General features: G+C 56.1%; 20 protein-coding genes and 1 tRNA gene. 8 read left to right on the top strand and 13 right to left on the bottom strand.

What is annotated here, in order from left to right:
* The coding region (locus KJ653_02535) for a DEAD/DEAH box helicase (GenBank protein ID MBU0684713.1) at window positions 1-782 on the bottom strand (782 nt) is incomplete at its 3' end.
* Between the two features lie 448 nt (window positions 783-1,230).
* Here KJ653_02535 and KJ653_02530 point away from each other — a divergent pair.
* Together KJ653_02530 and KJ653_02525 are read left to right on the top strand one after the other, a co-directional pair.
* A complete protein-coding gene (locus KJ653_02530) occupies window positions 1,231-2,313 on the top strand; it encodes a 4Fe-4S binding protein (protein ID MBU0684712.1) in 1,083 nt (360 codons plus the stop codon).
* A gap of 101 nt (window positions 2,314-2,414) precedes the next feature.
* Complete coding sequence (locus KJ653_02525) at window positions 2,415-2,849, top strand: winged helix-turn-helix domain-containing protein (protein ID MBU0684711.1); 435 nt, start codon at window positions 2,415-2,417, stop codon at window positions 2,847-2,849.
* Window positions 2,850-2,988: 139 nt separating this feature from the next.
* On the opposite strand, the gene KJ653_02520 is transcribed toward KJ653_02525, so the two are convergent.
* Window positions 2,989-3,444 (bottom strand): DUF3795 domain-containing protein, encoded by a 456-nt coding sequence (locus KJ653_02520; GenBank protein MBU0684710.1) that lies wholly within the window; start codon window positions 3,442-3,444, stop codon window positions 2,989-2,991.
* Window positions 3,445-3,575: 131 nt separating this feature from the next.
* Window positions 3,576-3,660: transfer RNA gene (locus tag KJ653_02515), tRNA-Leu, on the bottom strand.
* Between the two features lie 178 nt (window positions 3,661-3,838).
* Here KJ653_02515 and KJ653_02510 point away from each other — a divergent pair.
* On the top strand, window positions 3,839-4,501 hold the full coding sequence (locus KJ653_02510; GenBank protein MBU0684709.1) for a hypothetical protein: 663 nt from the start codon (window positions 3,839-3,841) through the stop codon (window positions 4,499-4,501).
* A gap of 148 nt (window positions 4,502-4,649) precedes the next feature.
* On the opposite strand, the gene KJ653_02505 is transcribed toward KJ653_02510, so the two are convergent.
* Window positions 4,650-4,862: a hypothetical protein gene (locus KJ653_02505; GenBank protein ID MBU0684708.1), complete on the bottom strand. Its 213-nt coding sequence runs from the start codon at window positions 4,860-4,862 to the stop codon at window positions 4,650-4,652.
* A 337-nt stretch (window positions 4,863-5,199) separates the two neighbouring features.
* On the opposite strand from KJ653_02505, the gene glmM reads away from it, so the two are divergent.
* Window positions 5,200-6,504, top strand: coding sequence for a phosphoglucosamine mutase (gene glmM / locus KJ653_02500; GenBank protein MBU0684707.1), 1,305 nt, complete (start codon window positions 5,200-5,202; stop codon window positions 6,502-6,504).
* On the top strand, window positions 6,501-7,727 hold the full coding sequence (locus KJ653_02495) for an NTP transferase domain-containing protein (protein ID MBU0684706.1): 1,227 nt from the start codon (window positions 6,501-6,503) through the stop codon (window positions 7,725-7,727). The genes glmM and KJ653_02495 overlap by 4 nt, the downstream gene beginning before the upstream one ends.
* Window positions 7,728-8,108: 381 nt before the next feature.
* Here the strand turns inward: KJ653_02495 and KJ653_02490 are convergent, their stop codons facing one another.
* Window positions 8,109-8,531, bottom strand: coding sequence for a hypothetical protein (locus KJ653_02490; protein MBU0684705.1), 423 nt, complete (start codon window positions 8,529-8,531; stop codon window positions 8,109-8,111).
* Between the two features lie 153 nt (window positions 8,532-8,684).
* Between KJ653_02490 and KJ653_02485 the strand changes: the two genes are divergently transcribed.
* Together KJ653_02485 and KJ653_02480 are read left to right on the top strand one after the other, a co-directional pair.
* Window positions 8,685-9,896 (top strand): hypothetical protein, encoded by a 1,212-nt coding sequence (locus tag KJ653_02485; GenBank protein ID MBU0684704.1) that lies wholly within the window; start codon window positions 8,685-8,687, stop codon window positions 9,894-9,896.
* 113 nt (window positions 9,897-10,009) lie between these two features.
* Window positions 10,010-10,930, top strand: coding sequence for a Fic family protein (locus KJ653_02480; protein ID MBU0684703.1), 921 nt, complete (start codon window positions 10,010-10,012; stop codon window positions 10,928-10,930).
* A gap of 3 nt (window positions 10,931-10,933) precedes the next feature.
* On the opposite strand, the gene KJ653_02475 is transcribed toward KJ653_02480, so the two are convergent.
* The 8 genes from KJ653_02475 to KJ653_02440 all read right to left on the bottom strand — a co-directional run bounded on the left by KJ653_02475 (window position 10,934) and on the right by KJ653_02440 (window position 15,632).
* Window positions 10,934-11,269 carry a Mov34/MPN/PAD-1 family protein gene (locus KJ653_02475; protein ID MBU0684702.1) on the bottom strand — a complete coding sequence of 112 codons (336 nt, stop codon included), beginning with the start codon at window positions 11,267-11,269 and terminating at the stop codon, window positions 10,934-10,936.
* A gap of 72 nt (window positions 11,270-11,341) precedes the next feature.
* Window positions 11,342-11,878 (bottom strand): hypothetical protein, encoded by a 537-nt coding sequence (locus KJ653_02470; protein MBU0684701.1) that lies wholly within the window; start codon window positions 11,876-11,878, stop codon window positions 11,342-11,344.
* 19 nt (window positions 11,879-11,897) lie between these two features.
* Window positions 11,898-12,632: an NAD(+)/NADH kinase gene (locus KJ653_02465; GenBank protein ID MBU0684700.1), complete on the bottom strand. Its 735-nt coding sequence runs from the start codon at window positions 12,630-12,632 to the stop codon at window positions 11,898-11,900.
* Window positions 12,633-12,709: 77 nt separating this feature from the next.
* Window positions 12,710-13,495 carry a hypothetical protein gene (locus KJ653_02460; protein ID MBU0684699.1) on the bottom strand — a complete coding sequence of 262 codons (786 nt, stop codon included), beginning with the start codon at window positions 13,493-13,495 and terminating at the stop codon, window positions 12,710-12,712.
* Window positions 13,496-13,726: 231 nt separating this feature from the next.
* The gene (locus KJ653_02455) at window positions 13,727-14,347 is read right to left on the bottom strand and encodes a DUF3800 domain-containing protein (protein ID MBU0684698.1); all 621 of its coding nucleotides are present in this window, start codon (window positions 14,345-14,347) and stop codon (window positions 13,727-13,729) included.
* Between the two features lie 77 nt (window positions 14,348-14,424).
* Window positions 14,425-14,691 carry a hypothetical protein gene (locus KJ653_02450; protein ID MBU0684697.1) on the bottom strand — a complete coding sequence of 89 codons (267 nt, stop codon included), beginning with the start codon at window positions 14,689-14,691 and terminating at the stop codon, window positions 14,425-14,427.
* Between the two features lie 55 nt (window positions 14,692-14,746).
* On the bottom strand, window positions 14,747-15,022 hold the full coding sequence (locus KJ653_02445) for a hypothetical protein (protein MBU0684696.1): 276 nt from the start codon (window positions 15,020-15,022) through the stop codon (window positions 14,747-14,749).
* 109 nt (window positions 15,023-15,131) lie between these two features.
* Entirely contained in the window at window positions 15,132-15,632 is a 501-nt protein-coding gene (locus tag KJ653_02440) for a hypothetical protein (protein ID MBU0684695.1), read from the bottom strand.
* Between the two features lie 62 nt (window positions 15,633-15,694).
* Between KJ653_02440 and KJ653_02435 the strand changes: the two genes are divergently transcribed.
* Entirely contained in the window at window positions 15,695-16,360 is a 666-nt protein-coding gene (locus tag KJ653_02435; GenBank protein MBU0684694.1) for a fibrillarin-like rRNA/tRNA 2'-O-methyltransferase, read from the top strand.
* Window position 16,361: the final 1 nt, after the last annotated feature.

Below are 16,361 nucleotides of genomic sequence, written 5' to 3'. Positions count from 1 at the left end.
GCGACGTTGTTGGCTCTTCTTTTTGTTCTTGCAAATATCAGTACACATCTCAAATCTTCACGTTTCAACAATTCCAATAAGATCGCGATTTTGTTTCTTTCGTCTACAAAGAGGACTTTTTGTTGAACCTGCTTTACTGTGGTTGCTTGAGGAGCAACTTCAACGCGCACAGGATGACGGAGCAATGTTCTTGCAAGCTCGCTTATCTTTTGCGGCATTGTTGCTGACAAAAATATTGATTGTCGGTGTGTCGGCAATTTTGAAATGATTCTTTTGACATCAACTATGAATCCCATGTCAAGCATTCTATCAACCTCATCGAGAACAAGGAATTCTAAATGGTTTAGATTCACGTAGCCCTGATTCATCAAGTCCAATAATCTGCCAGGTGTAGCGACTAGGACATCAACACCCTCGGTAACTGCTCTAACCTGAGCGCCTTGGCTGACACCGCCGAACATTACAGTGTGCCTGAATCTCATAAATGAGCCGTAGGTTGCAAAGCTTTCATCTATCTGCGCAGCCAATTCTCTAGTTGGCGCAAGAACTAGAGTTCTAGGAGACTTAGGGATAATACGCCTAGGTGATTGTGACATTAACTGCAATAGGGGCAGAACAAATGCAGCGGTCTTTCCTGTGCCAGTTTGTGCGATCCCAATCAAATCCTTGCCTTGAAGAATATGAGGGATTGCCTGTTCCTGTATTGGTGTTGGCGCAGTATAACCCTGTCTAGCAATTGCCTCCAGAAGAGGCGCTATGAGCTTAAGATTTTTGAACGTCATTTGTTTCTCTCTCCAATCGTCATCCCCGCAGCAGGAGATAAGGGTTCTTCCTGACAATGTGGACTCTGGGGGCTTCTCTTTTGATCCCGGTGATTCTGGAGGCTCCCGTGCTTGTCGCGATTTGGACAACAGGGTTGGCCTCGACCATTACTTTCGGCAGCGGAGCGATCAAGAACAATACCTGGATGGATGGAAACTATGATTGGTCTTCCCAGATGTTCAAGTCTAGTGCATTCGCCTCTTTGAACGAATCCGTCGAAGCGGTCGCAACCGCATTGAACCATCTGCTAATAGAAGCGACACTGGTCATCCCCGGAGTTCGGCCCCCCGAAAGTGCTTCTCGGCGCTATGGTCACGATCATGGCGGTTGTGGTTGCAGTCACTACATCTCGGGAAAGACCTTGGGGAGGAAAGGCGACCGATGCTCAAACCACATATATTACCGGGCATGTCGTTCAGGGCTTCGGCAATGGTGACTGAGCTGAACGATCACGTCTATGAGCGTCTTGCGGAGGCATTGGACAGCCTCGCAAATGGTTTTCCCAGAACATCCTCCAATGTTGAGATAAGACTCCTGAAGAAGATATTCTCACCTGAAGAGGCTTCTATAGCTTGTCAGCTAGGCGGCTCGATGGAGGCCTGTGAGGCAATATCCAAGCGACTCGGACTCCCGGCTGGGCAAGCCGAGGCATTATTGACGAAGATGGTGGAGAAGGGCATGCTATGGGACCGCGAGGAAGAAGGCAAGCATCTCTTCAGGTTGGCGCCATTCATCGTTGGGATATTCGAAGCTAGTGATGTCGACCATGAGCTGGCCCATCTGGTAGAAGAGTACCTGGCAAATGGGGGAGCCGCTGGGATCATGAGGCCTCAGCCAGCCATACACCGCGTCGTCCCTGCATACAATGCCACCAAATCGGAATGGATCCTCCCCTATGACGATGTCAAAGCACTTCTTATGGGCTCGAGATCTTTCAATCTGCGCGATTGCGTTTGCAGGGTCCAACAGAAGCATATGGGCCACGAGTGCGGCTTTCCGCTCAGAACATGCCTCTCCTTCTCCGCAGATGAGAGCCCCTCAGGCCAGGGTTCTGTCTCAAGAGAAGAGGCATTGGCGTTTCTCGATGAAGCTGAGGAATTGGGTCTCGTCCACACAGTGAGCAACGTCATGAAAGGAGTAGGTTACGTCTGCAACTGTTGTGGCTGTTGCTGTGGCTTGCTGAGAGGAATCACTGATTGGGGCATTGAGAAATCAGTTGCCTATGCCAACTACTATGCCGATATCAAGGCTCAGGAATGCGTCGGTTGCGGGACCTGCATAGATAGGTGTCAGGTTCATGCCATCTCAGAGGACAACGAGGTTTCAGTCGTTGACCGGGAGAAGTGCATAGGATGCGGGTTGTGTGTCACCGGATGCCCTAATGGAGCGGCGATGCTCGTGAGGAAGACTGACAACGAGATCGTCCCCCCTCCGGCGGACTTCAAGACCTGGGAGCACCAGCGTCTCCTCAATCGAGGTCTAATCAGATAGTAAGCGTCCTTCTCTCTGAGTGGACTGGGAGATACGAAACTCTGAAATCTGCGATGGAAAGGCTCCTTGCAGGTGAGTGACCCATGGTGACTCCCCATCTCATGGACCGGCCCGACCTGTACATAGTCGCCCGAATTCTTGAACGACTGTGGAGAGAAGAACAACCGATGTTGAAGACCCGCCTCCGAACGGCCTCGAACGTCAACTACGATGTCTTCAGAAGATACACTTCCTGGATGGCCGACCGTGGGATCATCGCGATGGAGGCCTCGAACGACGGGCACGAACGTCTGCGCCTCACGCCGAAGGGCGAGGAGGCCTACAAGAAGCTGGTAATGGATCAACGAGGTCATCCACAACAAGATGCCTTCGTGACGACGCGGGCCCGGGACTCAATCCGATTCTCGGAGAAGGCGAAGTTGGGAAAAGACGACCTTCCAAATCATGGCCGTGTTCAAACCGGAACTTCAGAACCGTCTCTGCCCTCACATTTCAGTGCTTGTCAAGCAGCGCGACGCATATCTCCCCCTCCATGATGAATAGGAGAGGAGATTGAGTCTAGCTCGGTGCGACAATCCTCTGATTCAACGACTCCCAGTCATCGCTCCATTTCTTACCGGTACATCCGGCGCGAAGGCTCTCATTTGAACAGTCAGCTATTGGCCACAGTGCGCGTCATTCCGGTTTCTTGTCCCACCGATAGAGCCGCTTCTTCTTCCTCAGCTTGTCCAGGTCGCATACGAAGCAAAGGCCGTTATGACAGGACATCACCCCGCCACATTCTGGGCATTTCCACTTTGCTTCCTCAGCCTTGAGAAAGGACTCGATGCCTTCGTCCCTGATACGGTGTAGATTTTCGATCTCGCTCATCCTGAACTGCGTCCTGTAACGCTTGTCGATGGCGGACAATCGTTCACATGGAAAGGTCGGGCACTCGTAGCAGTACTTGACCTCGTTCTTGCGGAGCAGGCTGCAGCTCTTCTTCAAGAATGCACAGAGCTTGTTCCTGGGCCTACACCCGATGCAGTACATCATCCGGATGCCCTTGCTTTTGACGTCATGCGTGACCGCCAGATATGCAGCGCACACATTGCAGTTCATGCCGCATGGCGCGACTAACTCCTCATTCATGTGCCTAAGTAATCGCGTTTGAAGGCAATGAAATCATCTGCAGAGATGTTGATGGGCCCAGCCGGGATATGAACATCACTAGCTCGTGACCCAGGTCGTCTGATCGAGAATCCCTTGAGGAAGAATCCAAGTGCAGGGAGCCGGATTTGAACCGGCGGACGCCTGCGCGACTAGACCCTGAATCTAGCGCCGTTGACCAGGCTTGGCTATCCCTGCATGCACGGAACAAGCGCCAATGATTACCATCACTATATATGTAACTCTTCTCGGGACCGCTTCACGAATTCATCGATCAAATGCGGATCTTTCCTCAGAGATATTCATGATCAGCCCGGGCTATCCAGACAAAACGATACAGCCAAGAGCGCCAAACCACGGGTTCGCGGGTGAACTCATGGCAGACATCAAGTTGATTCCGGCCGTATGTCCCCGCTGCGGGGCCAATCTCAGCCTGCCCGAGGACCTGAGAAAGGCCCACTGCATGTACTGCGGAACTGAGATCCTTCTGGCGAAGACGGGCGTGGTCCACAAAGTCGAGTGCAGGGCTTGTGACGGCTTTGGAAGAGTGGACATCTGTCCTGTCTGCGACGGCAGTGGTCAGTGCACCTGGTACACGAACTACGGCGGTGGGAACGATCTACTCTCCATAGGTTACCACGCACATTGCGAGAACGGCATATGCTCGGGGTGCAAGGGGCGCGGGATATACTTCCTCTCAGCGTGTCCTAGCTGCGGGGGCACTGGCAGGTGTCCTCGTTGCTATGGGACGGGCAAGTGTCCGGCGTGCCGCGGTATCGGATTCATGCCCAACCCGAACGGTGCGGACAAGTGCCAAGCGTGTGATGGGACCGGCCTTGTTGACATTGACTCTCACTCGGATCCTCTCGCCGGAAGATGCCCCCGGTGCAAGAGGGTCTGGCAAGGGGACCGCCCGGATTGTTGGCACTGTGGCTTAAGGAAGAACGCGTGTCCGAACTGTGGCGCTCCTTGGATCACGGGGTCTCTGACCTGCAAGAATTGCGGGTTCGGGATAAGCCCAGAAGAGAAGAAGGCCTGACCGGGCGATTCGTGAACGCTTGTCTGAAGCCAAGTGTAATGGTATCGGCAACGCCCAAGCTACTCATCAAGGAATGAAAAGCAATCTAAAGGGTTTGAGATAGCGAGGAAGGAGTTTGTCATAGGTTTGAAGAGAAGAGGCCACAGGCCTACTTCTTCATTATCTTCATCCAGCCGCCGGACTCGAAGACTGCGAGCCTTCTCTTCGACAGCGTGGTCTTGAAGTCGTCCCAGTTGATAATCTCCAGGCGCGAGTTCCTGCCCTTCGTGAACTGTATCCCGTTCGTGCCCTTTACGCGGCCTGGCTTGATGCCCTTCTTCTTCGCGATCTCCATGGCCTTGTCGATGCTGATTGGTTCCATGACCATTTTTCTTATCCCTCCGGGTTCATCTGGCCATGCCATCCAGACATGGTCCAGATGTGTATCACGATGGATGGTATTTAATGATTTGCGTATGCTGGCTCGTTTTTCCGAGGTATCTGGCTATGTCCGCGAGGTCGGCGGATGACGACATGGCCAGTGACACTGGCTAAGAAATCGGTGCTCCTGGCTGTAGGATATTCGGTTGAGGCGAGGTAAGCCAGTATCTCCATTCTCGCTCTTCCCTCTCTTCTTCTCGATACGTATCATCATCTCTCTCAATCACAATACGTAGATAATCCCCTAGTGTCATGCAAGGCGCAGAGGCAGGAATAGATTGTCGCTCTTCGGTTCGTCAGGCATCAGGGGCGTCGTCAACAAGGACTTCACGCCCGAGCTCGCGGCCAAGATAGGCATGGCCGTTGGCTCGAACGCCAAGCGCGCAGCCGTCGGCATGGACTCCAGGACCTCTGGACCGATGATTGAGGCCGCAGTTTCCAGCGGGCTGATGGCCGCGGGATGCGATGTCTACCTTGCGGGCCTCGTCACGACGCCGACTCTTGCCGAGGCCGCCCGGGAACTCGATGCAGGCATCATGATCACGGCCAGCCACAACCCTCCGGAGTATGGCGGCATCAAGCTCTGGAACCCAGATGGATCCGGGTTCAGCGTCTCCCAGTCCAATGCCATCGAGAACCTTCTCGGATCGAACAAGTTCGGGCTGAAGCCCTGGGACGAGGTGGGCAGGAAGCACATCCTCCCGGAAGCAGTCGAGAATCACGCAGAGCGCATACTCGACAACGCGAAGGAATCCAATCTGAAGGTCGTCGTCGACTGCGCGAACGGCCCTGCATTCACCATCACCCCCATCGTCCTCCAGCGCATGGGCTGCAAGGTGATCACGATCAATTCCAACCCGGACGGACACTTCCCCGGGAGACCGCCTGAGCCTGTGTACGAGAACCTGACGGACCTCAAGAGCGCGGTCGTCTCGATGAAGGCCGACCTTGGCATCGCCCACGACGGCGATGCGGACAGGATGGTCGCCGTCGACGACAAGGGCATGTTCCTGGGCGGTGACCAGCTTCTAGCACTCTTCGCCAAGCGCTTCGCGAAGAAGAAGCTGGTCGTCACGGTCGACACTTCGATCGCGATCGACGACTACGTCGATGCGAAGGTGATCAGGACCAGGGTGGGGGACGTGTTCGTAAGCGAGGAGGTCAAGAAGAGCAAGGCCAGCTTCGGCGGTGAGCCCTCGGGCACATTCATCTTCCCTGACCAGACCTACTGCCCGGACGGGATACTCGCGGCAGCCAGGCTTGTCGAGATCGCCTCCGAAAAGAAGCTCTCCGAGCTACGGACGAAGATCCCCAGGTATCCGATCCTACGAGGCGCGGTCTCATACAACCCCAAGTTCAAAGCCGCAATCCTCGCTACACTCGACAAGGCAATGAGGTCGCTCAAATGCGACGAGCTCCTGACGCTGGACGGCTACCGGCTCCAGTTCGATGACGGCTGGGCGCTCGTCCGGCCGTCCGGGACCGAGCCCAAGATCAGGCTCGTGGCGGAGGCAAGGACCGAGAAGCGGGCCGCGAACATCATGAGCACGATGGACAATGTGGTCAAGAGGTCTTGCAGATGAAGGGCTATATTCTAGCTGCGGGCGAAGGGCTCAGGATGAGACCACTGACGTCCAACATACCGAAGCCGCTCCTGCCGGTAGCAGGCAGGCCCTTCCTGGAGCACAACATCGAGTCGCTCAAGGAAGCGGGCATAAGGGACCTCATACTCCTGGTAGGCTGGCGCGCCCAGCGCATCAGGGAGCATTTCGGGGACGGGAAGGACTTCGGTGTCAAGATAGCGTATGTCGAGCAGAAGGAGCGGCTCGGGACCGCACATGCCATAGGCATGATCAAGGACAAGATCGACTCGTCGTTCTTCTGCCTGTACGGGGATGTCGTGCTCACCAAGGAGAGCGTCAAGGGGATGGTGGAGCACCACAAGAAGGTCAAGGGCAGTTTGATGGCCCTGACGACCGTCGAGGACCCCAGAAGGTACGGGAGCGTGGTCGTGGACGCCGGTATCGTCAAGGACATCGTAGAGAAGCCGGATGTGCCCGAGTCCAACCTCGTCAACGCCGGAGCCTACATCCTCGAGCCTGAGATCTTCGAGGCGATCGCAGAGACGAAGAAATCATCGAGAGGGGAGTACGAGATAACGGACTCGTTCAAGACGCTCATTCGCAAGAGCCATTTGTTCACACACCTCCTCACGGGCGAGTGGATAGATGTCGCCAGGCCTTGGGACCTCATAGATGCCAACCGCATACTCATGGAAGGACTGGGGGCTGACATCAAGGGAGATGTCTCCGAGAAGGCGACGATCATCGGCAACATCCAGGTCGGCAAGGGCACCAAAGTATTGCCGGGATCATACATCATCGGCCCCACGATCATCGGCGAGAACTGCGAGATAGGCCCCAACGCATACATCCGCCCGAGCACTTCGATAGGCGAGCACTGCAAGATCGGCGCTGCTGTCGAGATAAAGAACTCGATCATCATGAACAGGACCAACGTGCCGCACCTGTCCTACGTGGGGGACAGCGTCATCGGCGAGAGGTGCAATCTGGGCGCAGGCACCAAGGTCGCGAACCTCCGCCTGGACGAGAGGGAGATTCAGGTCGTGGTCGACGGGAAGAAGGTCGGCTCCGGCCGCAGGAAGCTGGGCGTCATCATGGGGGACGATGTCAAGACGGGCATCAACGCCACCATCGATGTGGGCACTATCATTGGCGAGGGGACCTTCATAGGACTGGGCGCAGTTGCGAGAGGCACGATCGCACCTAAGAGCAGGCTGCTCTGATGGTATCGTCATCCATGTGACGGTAGCTGGATTGCGGCTACATCCGCGCGCAACATACTTATGGGATGTCGCAGTATTGTCAATTGCAGGTAAGTCCCGGACGGTATAGCGGGCGTCGGAATGGCGCCCCAGAAAAAAACTCCGTCCGGGGGCTGCACTTTTCTAGATGATAAGAGTACCATCAACCACTCGTTCGCCAATTACGTCATAGTAGTGTGCGTTCTCCCTCTCTACAAGTTGGAAGAGCGCGCCTGTCACGAAATCGTTGGCTTGGAGCTGCGGAGATCTTCGTGAGTCGACGTGTCTGATTTTCAACCTGGGCGGGAAGGCGCCTGAGCAGTTCTGGGACATGATGCTCCCGACAAAGAGGTCGAGTTCGATTTACAGAAGCCATTTCTCGGTCCGTCTGTCAAATACAATGTTGACTGTGTTCCCGCGGACTCTCTTGAAGACAGGTCCTAAGACAGCTCTGCACATGAGCTGGTATAGTAGCTCTCTCCGTTCTACGTATTTCTCGCATACGTTCTCCTTTCGGACCCCCACCCACGATATCTCGCAATTGCTTTCTGCAATCCCCCTCAGGAAGTGAAATCGCATCCAGTCCGAGCTCCCCTTGAACTTGAATTCCTGGGCGGTCATTCCTTGGATACTCATCTTCCTCCGAGCTCTCTTTGCCAGTCTTCCCAGGACAGCGGCGTTGTCCGTGGCCATTGCGGTCATGACGATATGCTGGGAACCTCCCTTGTGGGAGAAGCCGAAGTCTCCGCTCTCATCTACGAAGACGTCCAAGACGCCCTGGGTCACAATCCCAAGGTGGACATCAGCAGGTTCGTCTCTTGCACTACATGTAGTGCTCCCTGCCCGAATGGCGCAGCGTCGTCTCACAACATCCATAAATAATCAAGTCGCCATTCGGGGTACTGACCTAGGTAGGAAACCAGGGGGAGGGGCTGTCAATTGAGAGCTAAAGCATTAGTGGTGTCTCTGATAGCGTTGATCGTCGTCGTGGGCATGCTCGCGATTCCAGTCGCGAAGGCGGGCCCGCCTGCCGGGAAGGGCCCCGATGTGGCCCAGTGGAGGTACATCCTCTATCTGGACGCTGACAATAGCCTGGACGTGTATGCGGGCGCGCATCACGAGCCCGTAGTCGAGAGCGACTACGACGAGCTTATGTCCGTCGGCGGGTCCAAGGACGTGGCGATGTTCGTCTTCGCTGACAGGTTCGACGGCCCTGCGAATCTTTTCAGGGTTCTGCCAGGACAGATGGTGGAGCTCAAGGATTTCGCCCTCAACGGCAAAGAGGCCAACATGGGCGACCCGATGACACTCCGTTCCCTGATCTCCTACACGTTCAAGGCCGCCCCTGCGGAGCACACAGTGCTGATGTTCTGGGATCACGGCTCGCCTCGTATGGTTGCCTGGGACGACCACCCGGCTGATGCGCTGACGATCGACGAAGTCACTCTGGCCCTCAAGGGCTACCACGTGGATGTGATCGGCACGGACGAGTGCAATGTGGGGCAGATAGACGTCGCATACCAGTGGCTCAAGGGAGGACTCAACACGCAGTACCTGCTCGTCAGTGAGACATTCACCGGCTGGAGAGGGTACCCGTACGACGCGACCCTCAGAGGACTGGTGGAGAACCCGTACATGACGCCCAGGGAGGCTTCGATCATGTTCATAGACGAGGTCCAGAAGCTGCTGTCAGTGCCCCCGTACATGGGTGAGGAGGTCAACGGCCACGCTGCGGTCGATCTCGCAGCCGTGGGAGCGACAGCCGCATCGTTCTTCGACCTCACGGAGCTCCTGATGCAGGACATGAAGGCCAACGCAGGAATCGTTTCGAAGTCCAGAGGAGGAGCGTGCTTCTCGTACGCTGCGAACTCGATCAACCTGGTAGATTTCAAGCGGTTCGTCGAGCTCATCGCTAAGAACACTCGGTCGAGCGCGGTCAAGGACGCTTGCGCGCTCGTGCTCGCCAACTTCGACAAGACCGTCCTGGCGGTCCAGACTACCAACACAATGGACCACCAGATCAACGGGCTTGGGATAGTCTTCCCCAACCATTCGTGGGAGACGCCCGGTTACTACTGGGCCTACTCCTTCATGGCCGACGGCTGGGAGGACTTCCTGTACGCCTATTGGGCCGCCGCGGGATCGGTCTAAGGCGTGGCCTGTGCGTGAAAAACGCTCCACGCAAACCCCTTTATATGATTTTCTTCAATTTCACTACATTTATCATATAGATTGATATACTTTGTATGAAATATAGACCACACATGAGGAATATCATACTTGATGCCCTGCGAGACGAATTCCTCACCCGCACTCCTCTTGACGGTCTGCCCGACGGTGTATGGAAGAGGGCGAGCGCTCTCAACACCTGGGGCACTAACGCAATCGAGGGCAACACGCTGACCTGGTCCGATGTCGAGAAGCTGCTGCTTCAGCAGAAGAGCGTCGCGAACAGACCGATCAAGGATGTCCTGGAGACCATCCAGCACGAGGCCGCGTTCCGTAGACTACTGGCCCTCCGCACAAAGCTCATATCGCTGGTATTGGTCCAGGATCTCCACGATGCGGTCTTCAGAGGGGTCAAGGAGGGTTCTGGGCAGTGGCGCAGGGTCAATGTCAGGATAGCGGGGTCGAGCTTCGCTCTGCCGCGGATGGAGAAGGTCGTGCCCATGATGGAGGAATGGGCTAGAGAATACTCAAGAAGGGACAGGGAAGGAGATCCAGTGTTCGACCTCGGCGCCTGGATGCACAACGAGTTCGAGTCGATCCATCCGTTCAGCGACGGCAACGGGCGCGTAGGCAGGCTGCTCCTGAACCTCCATTTCCTCAAGCACAACTGGCCTCCTGTTCACGTGCTGCCTCAGAACCGAAGGCGATATCTCTCGTGCATGGAGAGCGCGAACGACGGCGACCTGTCCCGTCTGGTCGAGTTCGTCCGTGTGCTGATGGCGCACTCGCTCCTCGATCTTCTCGATCAAGTCGGGACCCGGGAAGATGAGTTGAAACAGCTGAAATCCTTCTCCCGGAAGAGCGGTTACTCGGCACAGTACCTTTCGCTTAGGGCAGGGCAGGGCCAGTTGCCGGCCCTGATGGTTCGTGGGGACTGGCTGTCGAGCCAGCGGGCAATTGATCTGTACACAAGAACGCTTGGCAGAGCCCGCCCGTCAAGAAAGGCAAGCGATTGAGTATCAATCGACTACCTTGAGCTGCCTCGGCTCCCCGTTGGAATCGAAGCAGCCCCAGCTCTGCCTCTCGAACGGGTACCCTGTGATGATATGGATCCAGCCGAACTTGCCGAACAGGTCCACATCGGCTCCCGAGGGATGGATCGCCCCTGAAGGGTGCGAGTGGATCGTACCGACGACTGTGGAATCTATCGGCAGGTTGCTGAAATGGAAGATCGCATGCCTCTCCCCGGCGATCGTGCCCGGAAGGAGTATGAGCTCGTAGATGACGCCCTTCTCGGCCCTCAGCAGCGCCCCGAACTCCTCGGGGTACTGCGACTTCGACGCCTCGAGGATCATCTTGAGCGTCCGCTTCTTGATGCTGTGCACGTTCGCGCGCGGGTCCTTGGAGAAATCGAACAGGGGCAGGGCCTACACTCCCCTCTCGAGCCCGGCCCTCTGACTCATGGCGTCCAGAAAACCCTTCGCGAAGCTGACGCTGACGACGATCTCCGACACAGGTTTCCTGAACACCCGGCCGATCATGTGCTCCTTGTCCAGCTTGATGACGACCAAGTTGTTGAAAGATGAAGTAACGAACAAAGCCCTGGTGATCCCGGAGTACCTCACGCCTATGCCGACCTTGACGGCGCCCCAGTGGATCGAGGACTCTTTGATCTCCCGGACCCAGTTATAGGGGATCGTCTCGTCGATGAGGAGCCCCATGTGCAGCCGGAGCCCTTTGTCTCCCGCGAGGTGGCTTGTCAGCAGCGGCGGCACGATGAACAGGAAGAACAGTATGCCCTCGGCAAGACCAGCAGCGAACCAGAAGATCTTGATCGAGTCCTCCACCGAGGACTCGGACAGGTAGAACAGCGCGGCTGTCATCGCGACATAGGTCGCCGTCCCGAGCGCGAACCACCGCTTCTGATAGCTGATCTTGACGGCTTCGGACTTGACTGCTTTCATGCTGTCCTCGCGCTCCGGATCAATGCCTGTGCGCCGCGAAAGGCGCCGATGCTATGAGCTTCTCCTCGAGGTTCCTGTAGAAGTCGTCCTTGAAGCTGACGAACTTCGCCTTCTTCTCGGACGCGGTGAACACGAGCTTCTCGTCCCCTCTGATCTTGAACTCGCACTGGCCGTCTATGACCATTGTGCACTCCTTAGGCTCCAGGATCGTGACTGCGATCTTGCTCTTCGCTGCCACGACCAGCGGCCTGGCCGCGAGTCGGAACGGGGCTATGGGAGCTATGACGAACGCGTCCACGCGCGGGTCTATGATGGACGAGCCGACGCTCATGGCGTACGATGTCGAGCCCGTCGGTGTCGCGACGATCAGTCCGTCCGCTCTGATCTCCGTTGCCGGAGTGCCGTCGACGGATATCGCGAAGTGCCTCATCTTGGCGATGTGGGCCGTGTGCACGACCGCCTCGTTGGTGGCGTCCTCCAACCTCTGGCCGTTCATCGTGGTCTTCAGCTTGAGCCGCTTCTCCAAGTGGTACTCCCCTGCCAAGAGCTTCTTGATCGCGGGCTTGATCTCGTCCCCCTGGACCTCCGTCAGGAACCCGAGGACTCCAGCATTCACGCCCATGACAGGCGCATCGTTCCCCTGGAGCGTGCGCAGTATCGTCCCGTCCCCTCCGATGGTGATCAGGACATCGACCTTCATCTTCTGGAGCGGCTCACCCTTTAGTCCTAGGGCCTCCGCTGTGTGGGTTTCCACCACGAATTCCTCTCCCTTTAGCGCTTCCAGGACCTTCTTCGCGACGGGCTTGAAGTTCCTGAGCTCGGGTGTGCCGGTTATTCCGATCCTCGTAGTACCATCTCCTTGACCATCGGGTCGCCGTATGCCAGGAAGTTCTTCCTGTCCTGGAGGTCGAACTCCATGTCGAGCTTGTCCCCGGATAGGTCGACAACCTCGCCTCCAGCCTCGCGCAGTATCAGACAGCTCGCGGCGATGTCGATTACCCTTATCATCCTCTGGAACTTGGCGCAGTTCATGTAGAGGGCTTGGGCGGCGCCCTGGGCTACCAGGCACATCTCGAGCGAGGCTGCGCCGAACGACCTGACCTTGCTGGCCATCTTTCGCACGCGGTCGGTCTCCGGCGCGGAGTCCTTGTTATTGTAGATGATGAACATGCCCTCGTCCTTGTCGTACTTCGAGATGCCAATCCTGTGTCCGTTAAGCTCTGCCCCGCCACCTCTCCGGGCGAAGTAGGTGTCCCCCGTGGACAGGTTCCTCACGAGCGCGTGGTCGCAGTCCGATAGCTTGCTCTTGCCTATGGCAAGTGAGACCGAGAAGAACGGCACTCCCCTCGTGCAGTTCAGAGTCCCGTCGATCGGGTCAACAACAAGGACTTGGCTTCCGCCGCGGTCGATGAACCCTGCCTCCTCGCTCAGCACGTTGAGGCCGATCTCCTCCTCGTCCATGTACTTGAGTATGACGTCTTCGGCGAACTTGTCAATCTTAGATGTCGGGGATCCGCTCGCTCCCTTTCCCACATGTATGTGCCCGTCGTAGTCCTTGGGGAGCTCACGGTACGCGGTGTAGACTGCATTGGCTATTCTTGTCAGTTCTGACTTCACGGGCTCAATATTGGATGAGGCATTGATATTACTTTCCTGACTAGTCGCATCCTCTGGTTCATCGACTGCGCCGGCCCGGTTGCCCCAATGAATGAGTGCATCGGTGCTACATCCGCTAGGAACGTTTAAATCGCATGCCATCTAATAGAGAAACGCAGGTAAGTCCCGGGGGGTAAAGTGTACCGGACGGTGCACACAACAACACTCCACCCGGGGTCTGCACCTTTCTATCTAGATGATTCGGTAGGATGTGACTCTTCCCTCTATGATTCTTAGATAACGTTCGTTCATTCGTTCGACCCTCTGAAACACCGATCCTACTACGAAATCATGGATTTGGAGACCCACACAGCTCTCAGAGTCGAGGTGTCTTATCGTCAATTCGGGCGGAAAATGACCAGGATGATTTGACATGAGAACACGATTCATCAGAGACTCGAGATTCCGCCTCTGTTTAGTCTTGGATCTCCTGCAGTCCATTATCATGTCGATTGAACCCGCCTCCAACACTCTGGACATCTGGCGAAGCGTTTCCTCGCACGCAAGATCATAGAGGTCACTCCCCCTTGTGAAACGTCTCCGCGGTTTCATCTTGTCAACAGCGGTCCACGTGATTGCACAGTTTGCTTTCCCCAGTGCCTCCATGAAGAAGACTCTTACGACATCTGATTCCCGGTTGAACTTGAACTCGCCACCGGGATACCGTGAATCGCGGAATCTACTTCGCGCCCGCTTCATAATCCTGTGAAGCTGCCTACTATCACTAGTAGCAAGCATTGCGACTATCAAGTATTTGGAACTCCGGGGCCATGAGAACCCCAGGTCGCCACTCTCATCGACGTAGATGTCCACATGTCGTCCTTGCACGACATGCTTTTTTCGAATGTGATTGTCACACTATCTGCTACATGCAGCAGCGAAGACGCGTGTCATTCCCACTTCTTGGTGAATGGTCCTCCGAACCCCTTGATTAGCTTCCTGACGCTGAGGTCCGTCTCATACTGGTCCACCAGCTGTGAGGCCAGCTCCTTAGGCATGCCGTTCTCCAGCAACCCCTTCATCACGTACTTCGAGCCCTGGCGGATGCGTCTCTTGGTCTTGAGGTACGCCCAACCCGTGCTCAGTGCGATGGCTGGAATCTCCGTCATGATGACTGCCACTGTCTTTGGCAGATCCCCCTCATGTTTACTCGGCATCGTGTTCATCCAGCTTCTCTTTCATCTTCTCTGTGTTCTTCTCGAGCGACTCGTCCTATTCCTTGTCAACGGCGTTCTTCGCGGCTCCGCCGATGACCTGGCTCAGCATGCCGCCCATGCTGAAGTTCGTCATGTACGTCTGGGTCAGCTCGAACGCCTGCTTCTGGTCCATGCCCGAGTCCACCATCTGCTTGTAGAACACGGCCACCGACTTGCCGAAGTTCTCGGCGTTGTCCTTGTTGTAGATCATGTTGCTTATCGACTCTAGCAGCTTCGGGATCTCGGTCGAGACCACGCCGAGTATCTCCTTGAGTTCTTTCGCGTCTGGCATGTCACCTGACAAATTTCTTCACCTTCTCGCCCCTTCACGGGGCTTCTTGGAGCATACTATGTGTGGAGCCAGTACATAAGGGAAGTGAGCACAAGTGACCGGCAGACCATCAGAGTCCACCATCATCCCGAACCTGTTCGGGGGGCTTGTCCTTGCCGGGGCCGAGCCCGATCAGGTTGTACCACTTCTCAATGTACTCTTCCGTGAGCCAGTAGTCCTTCGACCTTGAGGATCCCTTGCCTCTCACCACGCCCTTCTCCTCAAGGAGCCTCAGCCGTTCCCGAACGATCCTTCTTGAGGATGTGCCTCGCATCTCCTTCAGCTTGTCTGTTATCTGGGAGATGTTCTGGCCGTCCCTCTCGAACAGGACCTTCACGATGTCCCTGGAGATGGAGTCTTTGACGCCCGGGATGAGAAGGTCCGGGGATATCGCCCCGTATCTCTGGTACAGCCCGAGCATCTTGAAGTAGCTGGACGATATCTTCTGGAACCTCTCGATGTATTCCAGGAGCTGTGAGTACGGCTGGGCGACCTTGCTCATGGTCTCCTCGACGCTCTCCATCTTCTCCGAGAGCGACTTAATCTGCTTCTTGAGATCCTCGTCCGCCATCGTGCCTTGCTATGTTCTAGCCCATATAATCTTTTTATCGGAAACCCGTTCGTGGGGTCATCATGACGAAGCCGCTGACCAGGGTGGAAGGCATTCCGGGAGTGTTCACGGACGGACACGGCCTGCTCACCGTCAATGCCGCCCCGGGAAAGGATGTTTACGGCGAGCGTCTTGTCGAATCTGACGGCATAGAGTACAGGTCCTGGGACCCCAAGCGGTCCAAGCTCGCTGCGGCCATCCTGCTGGGCGCGAGGGCGCTGGGTATCGACGAGAGCACCAAGGTCTTGTACCTCGGCGCTGCCTCGGGCACGACTGCCTCTCATGTATCGGACATCGTCACCAACGGCATGGTGCACTGTATCGAGGTATCAGAGCGGTCCTTCAGGGATCTTGTTGGCGTGTGCGAGACCAGGAAGAACATGATACCCATCCTCGCGGACGCGAACCGGCCCGAGGAGTATTCGCACATGATCGAAGGGGTCGAACTGGTCTACCAGGACATCGCACAGCGGAATCAGGTCGATATCTTCGTCAGGAACATGGCGGCGTTCGACGCTGAGCACGGCATCCTGATGCTCAAGTCCAGGAGCATCAATGTCAACAGGAGGCCGAAGGAGGTCTTCTCCGAGGTCGGGAAGGCCCTCGTTTCAAAGTCGCTCAAGGTCAAGCAGGTGGTCGACCTCCAACGCTATTCCAAGGACCACGCTGCGTTCATCGTGGAGGTTTGAA

The organism is Candidatus Thermoplasmatota archaeon (assembly GCA_018814355.1).
Lineage (GTDB): Archaea > Thermoplasmatota > Thermoplasmata > UBA10834 > UBA10834 > COMBO-56-21.
The sequence above is the reverse complement of the archived record's forward strand: the minus strand, read 5'-3'. Positions and strand labels throughout refer to the sequence as shown.